This window comes from Variovorax sp. GW531-E2 (assembly GCF_059423125.1).
In genome coordinates this window covers 76,984-88,665 of record NZ_JBWKXQ010000015.1, presented here as the reverse complement: position 1 = coordinate 88,665, position 11,682 = coordinate 76,984, and the positions used below count along the sequence as shown (strand labels likewise).

Genomic DNA, 11,682 nt, shown 5'->3' with positions numbered 1-11,682 from the left:
TTCGCAGGGGTCCGACCGATGACCAAGAGGTTCTGTTTCCGATGAGCGTCCTGCCCGATTCGCTGGCCGGCTGGCTCGTTGCCGCGCTGCTGCTGTTCTGGTTCGTGGGCGCCTACAACCGGCTGGTGCGACTGCGCGCGGCCGTGCTCCAAGCCTACGCCGTGCTCGACGTGGCGCTTCGCAAGCAGCTCGATTTCGTCCAGGCCAGCATCACCGCGGCGCCCCGGCCCGAGTCGCCGCCCGAAGGCGCGCCCACCGTGGCGCCGCTGCAGGCCGCCACGACGCAGCTCGCGACCCTGCTCGGCGCGACGCGGGTGCGCCCGCTCGACCCGGGCAGCATGGCGGCGCTGGCCACTGCGCTGCAGGTGCTCATCGCCGCATGGCGGCGCCAGTACCCGGGCGCGGTCACCGTGTTCGACGCGGACGGCACGCTCTCGCGGCCCGCGCCGCTGATGCCCGGCCTGGGTGGCGCGTCCGATCCGGCCGCGCCCATTGCCTGGCCCGAGCCCTCGGCGGCGGCGGAAATCGCACGCGGCCAGTTCAACCTGGCCGTGGCGCAGTACAACGCGGGCATCGCCCAGTTCCCGGCGCTGCTGGTGGCCTGGATCGTGCGCCTGCGGCCTGCGGCGCCCTTGCTCTGACCGGCCTCGACCCGACGACAGGCGGGTAACGCCTTCGTTTCCATTCCCACCGCGCGGCGTGCTGTCTTTCTCGCCCGTTACCATCGGCTCCAACTTGCCAGCAGATCTTTCCTCCGACCCCTCTTCGGGCAGCGCTTCCTCGGCGCCGCAACAACCGCCGCTCTGGCGCCAACTGCAACTGACCGCAGGGGCGCTGGCGTCGATTCGCGCCGGCACCTCGGGCACCGTCGCGTTCGAGGCCGTCGAGCCCGCGCTGCGCCCCGGCGTGCAGGCGCTCGGCTTCCAGGTGCTGCGCTGGCTCGGCCGCGCCGAGGCGCTGCGCCGCCACCTGGCCAAGCGCACGCCACCGCCATTGCCCGACGCCTTGCTATGCACCGCGCTCGCGCTGGCCTGGCACAGCGACCACGCCCCTTACGAACCCTTCACGCTGGTCGACCAGGCCGTGGAAGCCGCCAAGCGCAACCCGGCCACGCGGGCACAGGCCAGCTTCATCAACGCCTGCCTGCGCCGCTTCCTGCGCGAGCGCGACGAGCTCGTGGCCGCCACCGACACCGAACCGGTCGCGCAGTGGAACCACCCGCGCTGGTGGATCGAACGCCTCAAGCGCGACCATCCGCGCGACTGGCAGCGCGTGCTGTCGGCCGACAACGCCCAGGCGCCGATGACCTTGCGCGTCAACGCGCTGCAATCGACGCCGGCCGCGTACCTGCTGGAACTGGAAGCGGTGGGCCTCGCGGCCACGCGCGTCGGCGCTGACGGCCTGCAGCTCGCGCGCGCCCGCCCGGTGCAGCAGCTGCCCGGTTTCGCCGACGGCGCCTGCTCGGTGCAGGACGCCGCCGCACAGCTCGCGGCCCCCTTGCTGCTCGACGGCCTGCTGCCGGCCACGCCCGGCGCCGCGCCGCTGCGCGTGCTGGACGCCTGCGCCGCCCCCGGCGGCAAGACCGCGCACCTGATCGAACGGGCCGGCCCCGGCGCCGTCGAGGTGACCGCGCTGGAGGTCGACGCCGTGCGCAGCCGCCGCATCGACGAGACGCTCGCGCGCCTCGGCCTGAAGGCCAAGGTGGTGGTGGCCGACGCCGGCCGCACCGCCGACTGGTGGGACGGCGCCCTGTTCGACGCCATCCTGCTGGACGCCCCGTGCACCGCTTCGGGCATCGTGCGGCGCCATCCCGACGTGCGCTGGCTGCGCCGCGAGAGTGACACGGCCCAGCTGGCGACCCAGCAGGCGATGCTGCTGGCGGCGCTCTGGCCGCTCGTGCGGCCCGGCGGCCGGCTGCTTTACTGCACCTGTTCCGTGTTCCGCGAAGAAGGCTCGCAACAAATTGATGCGTTTCTTGTACGCAACACCGACGCCCGTTTGCTGCCGTCCCCGGGACACTTGCTACCCCAAAGTGGGGCGAATGCCCGTGGCGTCCCGGACAATCCCTCTGGTGACCACGACGGCTTCTTCTACGCCCTGCTTGAAAAACCCGCGCCGCACTGACGGCCGCCGGTCGATCCTGCTGGCCGGCCTGTGGCTGGCCTGGGCCCTGTGGATGGCCCTGTTCCCGGCCGCCGCCACCGCCCAGGGCAGGCCCGGCGGCGCCACCATCACCCAGATGCGCCTGGAGCAGGCCGACGACGGCGTCTACCTGAGTGCCGCCGTGCAGTTCGAACTGCCCACGCTGGTGGAAGACGTGCTCGACAAGGGCATCGCCATCTATTTCGTGGCCGAGGCCGAGGTCTTCCAGGAGCGCTGGTACTGGACCGACCGCAAGGTCGCCCAGGTGGCGCGCCACATGCGGCTGGCCTACCAGCCCCTCACGCGCCGCTGGCGGCTGAATGTGTCGCCGGTGCCGATCACCGGCGCCGCCGGCTTCGGCATCTCGCTGAACCAGAACTTCGACAGCCTCGGCGACGCGCTCGAGGCCATCAAGCGCATCGGCCGGCTGCGGCTGGGCGACGCCGCCGAGATCGGCGACGAGCCGCTGCACCAGGTCACCTTCCGCTTCCGGCTCGACACCTCGCAGCTGCCGCGTCCTTTCCAGATCGGCATGGTCGGGCAGGCCGAGTGGAACATCGCCGCCGAGCGCACAGCCCGGCTGCCGCTGGAGAAACAGCGGTGAGCAGCAAGCCGCGCAGCGGCGCCGCGGCCACGCCTGCCGCCCGCCGCTCGCGCGCGCTGCGCTGGGCCGTGGGCGTCGGCGCCGCGATGGTCACGGCCATCGGCCTGGTGCTGATGTTCCTGCTGGCCCAGGCCACCAACAACCGCGCGCTGTACGAGCGCTACTACGTGCGCCTGTTCGGCATCAACGTGGTGGTGGCCGTGCTGCTGGTGCTGGTGATCGGCTGGGTCGCGTTCCGGCTGCTGCGGCGGTTGCGCCAGGGCAAGTTCGGCAGCCGGCTGCTGATCAAGCTCGCGGCCATCTTCGCGCTCGTGGGGGTGGTGCCCGGGGCGCTGGTCTACGTGGTGTCTTACCAGTTCGTCGCGCGCTCGATCGAGAGCTGGTTCGACGTCAAGGTCGAAGGCGCGCTCGATGCCGGCCTGAACCTGGGCCGGGCCACGCTCGATTCGCTGTCCGACGACCTCGCCGCCAAGACCCGCACCGCCAGCGCCCAGCTGTCGCAGGTGCCCGACGCGAGCGCGGGGCTGCTGCTGGAGCGCATCCGCGACCAGCTCGAAGCCAGCGACGTGATCCTCTGGACCGGTTCGGGCCAGCTCGTGGCCAGCGCGGGCGCGTCGCGCTTCCAGCTCAACCCCGAGCGGCCGACGGCGCAGCAGTTCCGCCAGGTGCGGCCCGACCGTGCCGTCGCGCATGTCGAGGGCCTGGAGGAAACCGCCTTGCCCAGCGCCACGCCGTCGAGCGCCAGCGTGCGCGCGCTGGCCATGGTGCAGCGCCCGGGCTTCGACTTCGACACCGCGCCGCGCTACCTGCAGGTCACGCGGCCGCTGCCGCCGGCCGTGGTCGCCAACGCGCTGGCCGTGCAGGAAGCCAACCGCGAGTACCAGGAGCGGGCCCTCGCGCGCGAGGGGTTGCGGCGCATGTACATCGGCACGCTCACGCTGAGCCTGTTCCTCGCCGTGTTCGGCGCGGTGCTGCTGGCCGTGCTGTTCGGCAACCAGCTCGCACGGCCGCTGCTCGTGCTGGCCGACGGCGTGCGCCAGGTGGCCGCCGGCGACTTGCGGCCCACCGCCGTGCTGCAGGGCAAGGACGAGCTGGGCGGCCTCACGCGCTCCTTCGCCGTCATGACCCAGCAGCTGGCCGACGCGCGCGGCGCGGTCGAGAAGACCATGGACCAGCTCGACGCCGCCCGCGGCAACCTGCAGACCATCCTGGACAACCTGACCTCAGGCGTGATCGTGCTCGACGCCAAGGGCACCGTGCTGTCCACCAACCCGGGCGCCACCCGCGTGCTGCGCGCGCCGCTCGCCGCCTATGAAGGCAAGGCGTTGGTCGATGTGCCGGGGCTGGCCGATTTCGGTGCCAAGGTGCAGCAGCAGTTCGACGAGTTCCTGGTCGAGCGCATGCAGCACGGCCTCGATCACTGGCAGCACGCCTTCGAGCTGCATGCCACCGGCAACGACCTGCCGCAGCAGGACGACGCCATCAACATCGTCGCGCGCGGCGCCGAACTGCCGGGCGACGCGCGACTGCTGGTGTTCGACGACATCTCCGAAATCGTCTCGGCCCAGCGCGCGCAGGCCTGGGGCGAGGTGGCGCGCCGCCTCGCGCACGAGATCAAGAATCCGCTCACGCCGATCCAGCTGTCGGCCGAGCGGCTCGAGATGAAGCTCTCGGGCAAGGTCGAGCCGCCCGAGCAGGCCATCCTGGTGAAGTCGGTCAAGACCATCGTCGACCAGGTCGATGCGATGAAGCGGCTGGTGAACGAATTCCGCGACTACGCCCGACTGCCCGCGGCCGACCTCAAGCCGGTCGACCTCAATGCACTGCTGGCCGATGTGCTGCAGCTGTACCACGCCGAGAACCTGCCGATCACGCTGCGTTCGGAGCTCGACGAGCGCTGCCCGCCCGTGCGCGGCGATGAACAGCAGATCCGCCAGGTCGTGCACAACCTGTTGCAGAACGCGCAGGACGCCGCCGAGGCCGCCGCCAGTGGCACGGGCCGGGTGGGCGAGGTCGTCATCCGCACCCGGCTGGGCGATTCGGGCCAGCGCGTGCGCCTCACCGTGCAGGACAGCGGGCCCGGCTTTGCCGAAAACATCCTCAAGCGCGCCTTCGAGCCCTACGTCACCACGAAAACAAAAGGTACCGGTTTGGGCCTGGCCGTCGTCAAGAAGATCGCCGACGAACACGGCGCGCGCATCGAGCTTTCCAACCGTGTCGTCGACGGGGCTGTGGCGGGGGCGCAAGTCTCGCTATCATTCGCGCTGGCAGGCGAACCGCGGGCAGCGGTCGCTCACACCGAAGATTCGAAATCTTCGTCCGCCTGAGTACCGGCGAATCCAGCGCATAGGGGCTGGATCGGGAGCGGATCAATACACACCAGCGCATACAACAAGCAGCACTCATGGCAAACATTCTCGTGGTCGATGACGAGCTGGGCATCAGGGACCTGCTCTTCGAAATTCTCAATGACGAAGGCCACAACGTGGAGCTCGCGGAAAACGCCGCTGAAGCCCGCGCGGCCCGACAACGCGCCCGGCCCGATCTCGTGCTGCTCGACATCTGGATGCCGGACACCGACGGCGTCACCTTGCTCAAGGAGTGGTCCACCGCGGGCCTGCTGAGCATGCCGGTCATCATGATGAGCGGGCACGCCACCATCGACACCGCGGTCGATGCCACGCGCATCGGCGCCTTCGCGTTCCTCGAAAAACCCATCACGCTGCAGAAGCTGCTCAAGGCGGTGGAGCAGGGGCTGGCGCGCGAGAGCGCTCGCCGCACCGCCGCCGGCGTGGTGCCGCCGCCCACGGGCGCTCACCAGGCCGCCGCCATCACGACCACGGGCGACAGCCTGCTGATGGCGTCGCTCGCGGCCGTGCCGGTGGCCGACGCGGGTCCGCAGTCGACCCAGAGCTTCGACCTGGACCGCCCGCTGCGCGACGCGCGCGACGGTTTCGAGAAGGCCTACTTCGAGTTCCATCTGGCGATGGAGAACGGTTCGATGACCCGCGTGGCCGAGAAAACCGGCCTCGAGCGCACCCACCTGTACAGAAAACTCAAACAATTGGGCGTGGACCTTTCCCGAGGCCGCAGAAGCGCTGTATAATTTGAGGCTGCACACAATGGCCCGGTAGCTCAGTTGGTAGAGCAGCGGATTGAAAATCCGCGTGTCGGTGGTTCGATTCCGCCCCAGGCCACCAAATTCAGTCAAAAAGCCCGACCTTCCGAGGTTGGGCTTTTTGCATTCTGGCGCCGTGTTTGGGGAATCACGTTCCCGCTATCCGGCCCGATCCCCGTTGAGGTCGTCATGCCCGCGGCGCCTGCGTTCGGCCCGCGCCTTCGCCAGCGTGGCCTGGCTCTGCTTGGCCGCCGCCTCGCAGCGCGCGTGCAGCGCGATCAGCTCCTTGTCCGTGAGCCGCTCGATGCCGATGAAGTCGTCCTCCGCGTCGGAGGTGCGGATCAGTTCGTCGAGCTTGGTCTGCAGGGCGACGCTGTCGCGGTTCTGCGTGTTCTGGATCAGGAACACCATGAGGAAGGTGACGATGGTGGTGCCCGTGTTGATCACCAGCTGCCACGTTTCCGAAAAGCCGAAGAACGGCCCCGCGACCGCCCAGGCCACGACGACGACCACGCAGACCAGGAAGGCCGCCGGGCTGCCCGTCCAGCGTGCGACGGTGTTGGCGAAGGAATCAAAGAGTCGTTCCATGCGCGTGTCCTCCAGTCGGGGCGATGCTGCCGCGGCGGTGCGCGCGAGCGCGTCAGCCGACGCCCGCCTCGCATGGCATCGCAATTCCCCTGAGGCTGTCGGCGCATGGCGGCGCGCGGCCGTGGCCTCGGACACGGCTTACACGCGTCGTCGGGTCGAGACGACAGGGCGCTTCCCGCACCGTGTCGACCATGAAGGCTCATTGCAGTCTTTCTTTCTCAACCCGGCCCTCGCTTCGGCGACCGGCCTTCAAGGAGCAACCACCCATGGCCAACGATACCCAGGCAGCCACCGCGGACGCGGTGTCCAACGATCAGGTGATCGACGTTCTGAATGACCTTCTGGAGAACACGCGCGACGGCGAGTACGGCTTTCGCGCCTGCGCGAAGGAAGTCGACTCGGCGCAACTGAAGTCGGTGTTCGAAAGCCGCGCCTCGCAATGCGCCAGCGCGGCATCCGAACTCGTCGCACTCATCCGCCAACTCGGCGGCAAACCCGACGACGGCGGCACGGTCAGCGGTGCGGTGCATCGCGGCTGGGTGCATGTGAAGGGCGCGGTCGGCGCGAACAGCGCGCTGTCGATGCTCGAGGAATGCGAGCGCGGCGAGGACGCGGCACTCGCGCGCTACCGCAAGGCCCTCAAGGCCGACCTGCCGGCCGAGGTGCGCATGCTGGTGCAGCGCCAGGCCGACGGCGCGCAGGCCAACCACGACCAGATCAAGGGCCTGCGCGATCAATTCCGCAGTGCCAAGGGCTGACCGGCCGGTACCCTAGGGATGCCTTTCACCATGACCGGTGACCGCCACGCGCCCGCCATGCCCCCTGCGCCGTCCGCGACGGAAGTTGTGGACGGCGTCGGCGAGCGCCTTCTCACCTTCAGCTACCTCGGCTGGTGGTTTTCGTGCGCCGCGCAGCAGGTGGACGATCAGACCTTCAGGCCTGTGGTCTTCTGCCGCGCCCATGGGGGCGGCGAGGTCGAAGGCGCGGAGCAGCGCCTGCCGCCCGACACGGACAACGTCGCGTACGGCAGCGAAGCCGAGGCGCTGCGCCACGCCGAGCAGCAAGCCATTCGCTGGGCGCATGACCGCACGGGCGACGGCCAGGGCCGGTTCTGATCACGCAGCTCGGATGAGCGCGATCGTCGCGTCGTCCCGCGCGTCGTTGAAGTACTGCGCCAGCACATCGCCGAACACGGAGGCTTCAGGCGCCACGATCTCGAACAGCGTCATGCAGGAGCGCAGCTTGAGGTCGTCCGGCGAGCCGAAGACCTGATGCGCATCGGTGCCGGGCAGGGCGCGCACCAGCCCTGCGCAGTGGCGCAGTCGCTCACCGAGCACAGCGTGCTGCCAGTACGCCGTCGCCTCGGCGATACCGTCGAGGCCGAAGAACTGCGCGGTCGCGCTGCGGCCCAGCGCCTTCAGTTGCGGAAACACGAACCACATCCAGTGCGTGCGCTTGCGTCCCGCCGCAAGTTCCGCGCAGACCTGTGCGTACACGGGCTCTTGCGCCGCCACGAAGCGTTCGAGGTGCCAGTCGATGGTCATGTGTTCACGCGCCCGGTGTGGTTGCAGTCGCCCGATCATGCTGCAACCGCGGCGGCAACCGAGGGTCGAGCCAGTCCATGCGCCACGCCAGCAGCAGCACCGCACCGACCACGCAGGTGACGGCCAGCGCGCCCGCGAGGCCGTGCCGCTGGCGGTACGGATCGGGTGCGATGCGCTGGGCGCCCGGTGGCACGCGCGCCGTCTGCGACAGCATGCCGCCCAGGCGCACGTTGACCTTCATGCGCCCGTTGATGGCCCATCCGCTCGCATCGAGGATCGGACCCAGGCTGCGCTGGCGCAGCTTGAGCCACGCGATCAGCATGCTCGGTCCCGAGATCGCGATCACGATGCCGACGAGCGCCACTGGTATCCATTGCCCCAGGTCGACGAACTTGCCGAAGATGCCGACCAGCACCGCGCTGATGCTGCCCAGTGCCACGCCGATGGCGGCCACGGTGCCCACGTCGATGCGGCTGGCGGTGGGAAGGATCGGTCCCGGCTTGGCCGGCGTCTTCGTTGACGAGGTCGCTGCGTCGGTCGGTTGGTCGGCGGTGGCGACGCGTCCGGCCAGCGTCTGCAACGCGCTCTGCGAACCGGCCTCGCTGGCCGCCGCGCGCTTGGCCACCTGCTCCTCGATCAACCGCACGAACTTCTTGTAGGGCGCGAAGAAGGCCTGCGCGACGCTCGTGGGGTTCTCGATCAGTTTGGTGACGGTGGCGTCCCAGTCGCGGCCCTGGCGGTCGTAGAACACGCCGTTGCGCCCGGCGAAAAGAAAGTCGACGTCGCCGGCCGTGAAGGCGGCGACGATGCTCATCTTCTCTCCCTGGCGCGTGCAGTCGCAGTACGCGAGGCAGGTCTTCGCCAGGCCGGCCAGCGCGGCGTGGCGCGCGGTGTCCTGCACCTGCACCGTGAGCTCGCAGCTGCGCCCGTCGAGGTAGAGCGTGCCCGCCTGGAAGATCGCGCCCTCGCGCCGGTAGAACGCCTTGAACGACACGAAGTTGTGCAGCAGCACGCGCAGGTCGCGCTGCAGCCGCAGCAGCTTCTCGAGGTCGGTCAGCAGCCGGTTGTGGTGCTCGGCGGCCTCGTCTTCGGCAATGAGTGCGAGCAACGCGTCGCGTGTCGCGAGCAGGGCGTCGATGCGTTCACGCGGCAGGCCCGCGAGCGCGTTGGCAGGGCGCGCGGCGATCCACGCGTCGCAAGGCGCGAGCCGCTCGCGCAGCACTTGCCACTGGGCTTCTTCGAGCGTGTCGCGTTCGCCGAGCAACGGCGCCACCGCGTCGCGCGCGAACGCGGCCATGGCTTCGGCCCAGGCGGGATTGAGGCTCGCACCGCCCAGCGGCAACGAGCGATGGGGCGTCACCGGCGCCAGCGGCAACTCCGCCACGCGTTGCACGCTGGCGTCGAGCGTGTGCCCCGCGAGCGCGTCGTAGGCCTCGGGCGAGGGGTTGAGCGCCGCCACCGCCTGCACGTCGTAGGCGGCCACGCGGCAGCGCGCGAAGAAGTCGTCGACCTTGGCCGCGACCGCGCGCAGGGCCTCGGCCGCGGCCAGCGTGCGCGTGCCCAGCGACAGCAGCGCCTCTGCGTCGCCCTGCGCATGCCAGTCGCGGACCGCTTGCGCCTCGGCCATGAAGGCTTCGGCGCGTGTGCGATCGAGGCCGGGCGTCTGTTCGTGCCGGTCGGGCGTGCTGCCGTGCGTGCGCATCGCGTCCTCGATGGTGGCGCGCAGCGCGTCGTCGGTGCCGGCCGTGGCCGGCGTGACCACGCCGTCGCCGTTGAAGCGCATCGCGGCCAGCCATTCGCCGCGGTCGGCGATGTCGGCGAGGGTCAGCGTGTGCGTGCCCTGCTTGCCGAGCAGGTCGAGGATGCGCCGGCCTTCCTTCGCGAGGTCGGCACCCGGCGCGCGCGTGTCGTCGAGGTCGTCCAGCGACAGCGTGCCGCCGCCCGCGAGCAGCACGTCGGCGCTGCGCAGCCGCTCGCAGGCCCACTGGCAGGCCGCGATGACCTCGGGCGGTCGCACGCGGCCGTCGCCGTCGGTATCGATGAGGTCGAGCGTGCGCGCATCGAAGTCGATGCCGCGCGTGGGGCAGGCGAGTGCGACCCACAGTTTCTGGTCGAGCTCGGCGATGCGTGCAATGTCCTCGCCGCTGCGGAACACCACCTGGTCCACGCCGCCCGCACGGATGAACTGCCAGCGGTGCGGCGTCGGGCCTGGCGTGTGGGTGCCGGGAAGGTCTGCGGGAACGGGGGCGGTGGCGGTCGTCAACGGGTTGATGTCCTTGGGGTGGTTGTGCGGGGTCGGGAGTGTTTGAAGGAGAGGCCGCGTGCGCCGTCATGCACGACGCAGCGCCTTTGTCTCGTGGGCGTCAGCCTAGATCGCGCGACGGATCGGCTTTGAGGACAGACGGCGCGCAGCGATGTCGGTCGACGCCGACATTGCGCGCGTGACCGCGTCATCCCACCCACGGCCAACAGGGGCAATGCCAGGGTATTGAGTGGATGCGCCGCGCCGACTTATCCTCCGGTCGCCATGGCCGCCACACGCATCGATCTCGATCTGCCTGACGGGTGGAGTTGCTGGCTCGAACTGCAGCAATCCGCCGAAGGCGCCTGTTCGGGCAAGGCGGAACTTCGCGAGGGCAACGAGCCGCGGTGCATGCTGGTGATTGCGCAGCAGCCGACCCGCGAGGCCGTGATCGAACGGCTGAAGTTTCGCGCCGACTACTTCGTCGGGGAGTGGCGCATGCGGCAGCGCGAGGGTAGGACGCCGCGGCCCTGAGCTTGGGCGGTCTTGCGATCTTCTGCGCAGACCTCGGACCCGCAAGAAGTTGCACTCCCCAAAAGAAAAGCGACCGTTCGAAGCGGTCGCTTTTTTCTCTTGATGCGCGAGGGTGCGTTCGCCCCCCGGATCTCACATGCGATACGACGGCGCAGGCGACGAGACAGGCACCAGCTGGTAGCCCTGTCCGTAGACCGCGCGCAGCACGTACCCGTTTTCGCGCTGCAGCGACAGCTTGCGCCGCACGTTCGTGGCGCAGGCGTCGAGCGAGCGCGTGACGGGGCGTTCGGGCGGGAGCTTCCACACCGAACTCATGAGCCACGAGCGCGTCAGCACGTTGCCGAGGTTGCGGAACAGCTCGAGTGCGAAGGAGAACTGCCGTGGCTGGAGCGCGATCTCGCGGTCGCGGTGCAGCACGGTGTTGTTGCCGTCGACGAAGCGGTACTCGCCCCAGGTCCAGCGGTCCGTGGAGGGGGCCTGGCGCGTGGCGGCGCTCGTGTCCTGCTCCGTGTAGAGCGTGTGCATGTGCTGCACCAGCGCCTCGTTCGAGATGCGGCGCAGGTCGAAATTGGTACCGCTGCCCAGCAGGGGCATGTCGTCGAAATAGGAGGGCAGCGCGACCACGTCGGGTTCGCCCTGTGCGGTGATGGGTAGCGCGGGCATGCCCAGCACCCAGCACACGGTGAGCAGGCTCTCGCTGCCCATGGCATCGGGCGCAGCCAGCAGCAGGTCGAAGCGGCTGCCGCGGCTCAAGGTGGACAGCAGCTCGCCGATGGTGCTGAACATCACGGGCCGGTGACCCATGGTGCGCAGGCGCTCCTGGAGCAAGGTGCTGCGCGAGCTGCTGTTGTCCAGCAGGGCCAGGGACAGTTTTCCCTCGAGGGTCATGGGATGGGTCGATTCCAAAAGA

At 69.7% G+C, this 11,682-nt stretch carries 12 protein-coding genes and 1 tRNA gene; 9 read left to right on the top strand and 4 right to left on the bottom strand.

The annotated features are described in order from the left end of the window. The first annotated feature begins 41 nt into the window (after positions 1-41). The 6 genes from AC07XP_RS12000 (at position 42) to AC07XP_RS11975 (ending at position 5,946) form a co-directional block, all read left to right on the top strand. Positions 42-641, top strand: coding sequence for a LemA family protein (locus AC07XP_RS12000; protein ID WP_489060761.1), 600 nt, complete (start codon positions 42-44; stop codon positions 639-641). 94 nt (positions 642-735) lie between these two features. Beyond that, positions 736-2,124 carry a 16S rRNA (cytosine(967)-C(5))-methyltransferase RsmB gene (rsmB, locus tag AC07XP_RS11995; RefSeq protein ID WP_495264793.1) on the top strand — a complete coding sequence of 463 codons (1,389 nt, stop codon included), beginning with the start codon at positions 736-738 and terminating at the stop codon, positions 2,122-2,124. Positions 2,125-2,176: 52 nt separating this feature from the next. Further along, a complete protein-coding gene (locus tag AC07XP_RS11990) occupies positions 2,177-2,746 on the top strand; it encodes a DUF4390 domain-containing protein (RefSeq protein ID WP_175497139.1) in 570 nt (189 codons plus the stop codon). Continuing rightward, complete coding sequence (locus AC07XP_RS11985) at positions 2,743-5,073, top strand: sensor histidine kinase (RefSeq protein WP_062480362.1); 2,331 nt, start codon at positions 2,743-2,745, stop codon at positions 5,071-5,073. The genes AC07XP_RS11990 and AC07XP_RS11985 overlap by 4 nt, the downstream gene beginning before the upstream one ends. A gap of 77 nt (positions 5,074-5,150) precedes the next feature. Then, a complete protein-coding gene (locus AC07XP_RS11980) occupies positions 5,151-5,852 on the top strand; it encodes a response regulator (protein ID WP_062480363.1) in 702 nt (233 codons plus the stop codon). Positions 5,853-5,870: 18 nt separating this feature from the next. Beyond that, positions 5,871-5,946: transfer RNA gene (locus AC07XP_RS11975), tRNA-Phe, on the top strand. Between the two features lie 77 nt (positions 5,947-6,023). Here AC07XP_RS11975 and AC07XP_RS11970 read toward each other — a convergent pair. Further along, complete coding sequence (locus AC07XP_RS11970; protein ID WP_495264792.1) at positions 6,024-6,452, bottom strand: low affinity iron permease family protein; 429 nt, start codon at positions 6,450-6,452, stop codon at positions 6,024-6,026. A 266-nt stretch (positions 6,453-6,718) separates the two neighbouring features. Here AC07XP_RS11970 and AC07XP_RS11965 point away from each other — a divergent pair, with 266 nt between their 5' ends. Then, positions 6,719-7,210: a ferritin-like domain-containing protein gene (locus AC07XP_RS11965; RefSeq protein WP_495264791.1), complete on the top strand. Its 492-nt coding sequence runs from the start codon at positions 6,719-6,721 to the stop codon at positions 7,208-7,210. Positions 7,211-7,240: 30 nt separating this feature from the next. After that, positions 7,241-7,567: a hypothetical protein gene (locus AC07XP_RS11960; protein ID WP_495264790.1), complete on the top strand. Its 327-nt coding sequence runs from the start codon at positions 7,241-7,243 to the stop codon at positions 7,565-7,567. Here the strand turns inward: AC07XP_RS11960 and AC07XP_RS11955 are convergent, their stop codons facing one another. Next, positions 7,568-7,996: a DUF1810 domain-containing protein gene (locus tag AC07XP_RS11955; protein ID WP_495264789.1), complete on the bottom strand. Its 429-nt coding sequence runs from the start codon at positions 7,994-7,996 to the stop codon at positions 7,568-7,570. Positions 7,997-8,000: 4 nt separating this feature from the next. Beyond that, positions 8,001-10,259 (bottom strand): hypothetical protein, encoded by a 2,259-nt coding sequence (locus tag AC07XP_RS11950; protein WP_495264788.1) that lies wholly within the window; start codon positions 10,257-10,259, stop codon positions 8,001-8,003. Positions 10,260-10,523: 264 nt separating this feature from the next. Between AC07XP_RS11950 and AC07XP_RS11945 the strand changes: the two genes are divergently transcribed. Continuing rightward, positions 10,524-10,772: a hypothetical protein gene (locus AC07XP_RS11945; protein ID WP_495264787.1), complete on the top strand. Its 249-nt coding sequence runs from the start codon at positions 10,524-10,526 to the stop codon at positions 10,770-10,772. A gap of 132 nt (positions 10,773-10,904) precedes the next feature. Here the strand turns inward: AC07XP_RS11945 and AC07XP_RS11940 are convergent, their stop codons facing one another. After that, a complete protein-coding gene (locus tag AC07XP_RS11940; protein WP_095949443.1) occupies positions 10,905-11,660 on the bottom strand; it encodes a winged helix-turn-helix domain-containing protein in 756 nt (251 codons plus the stop codon). Between the last annotated feature and the right edge of the window lie 22 nt (positions 11,661-11,682).

What these genes read in the sequence shown, in the direction of transcription:
- AC07XP_RS12000 (WP_489060761.1), top strand. Translation starts at nt 42, where the DNA reads ATGAGCGTCCTGCCCGATTCGCTGGCCGGCTGGCTCGTTGCCGCGCTG.
- AC07XP_RS11990 (WP_175497139.1), top strand. Translation starts at nt 2,177, where the DNA reads ATGGCCCTGTTCCCGGCCGCCGCCACCGCCCAGGGCAGGCCCGGCGGC.
- AC07XP_RS11980 (WP_062480363.1), top strand. Translation starts at nt 5,151, where the DNA reads ATGGCAAACATTCTCGTGGTCGATGACGAGCTGGGCATCAGGGACCTG.
- AC07XP_RS11970 (WP_495264792.1), bottom strand. Translation starts at nt 6,452, where the DNA reads ATGGAACGACTCTTTGATTCCTTCGCCAACACCGTCGCACGCTGGACG.
- AC07XP_RS11965 (WP_495264791.1), top strand. Translation starts at nt 6,719, where the DNA reads ATGGCCAACGATACCCAGGCAGCCACCGCGGACGCGGTGTCCAACGAT.
- AC07XP_RS11960 (WP_495264790.1), top strand. Translation starts at nt 7,241, where the DNA reads ATGACCGGTGACCGCCACGCGCCCGCCATGCCCCCTGCGCCGTCCGCG.
- AC07XP_RS11955 (WP_495264789.1), bottom strand. Translation starts at nt 7,996, where the DNA reads ATGACCATCGACTGGCACCTCGAACGCTTCGTGGCGGCGCAAGAGCCC.
- AC07XP_RS11945 (WP_495264787.1), top strand. Translation starts at nt 10,524, where the DNA reads ATGGCCGCCACACGCATCGATCTCGATCTGCCTGACGGGTGGAGTTGC.
- AC07XP_RS11940 (WP_095949443.1), bottom strand. Translation starts at nt 11,660, where the DNA reads ATGACCCTCGAGGGAAAACTGTCCCTGGCCCTGCTGGACAACAGCAGC.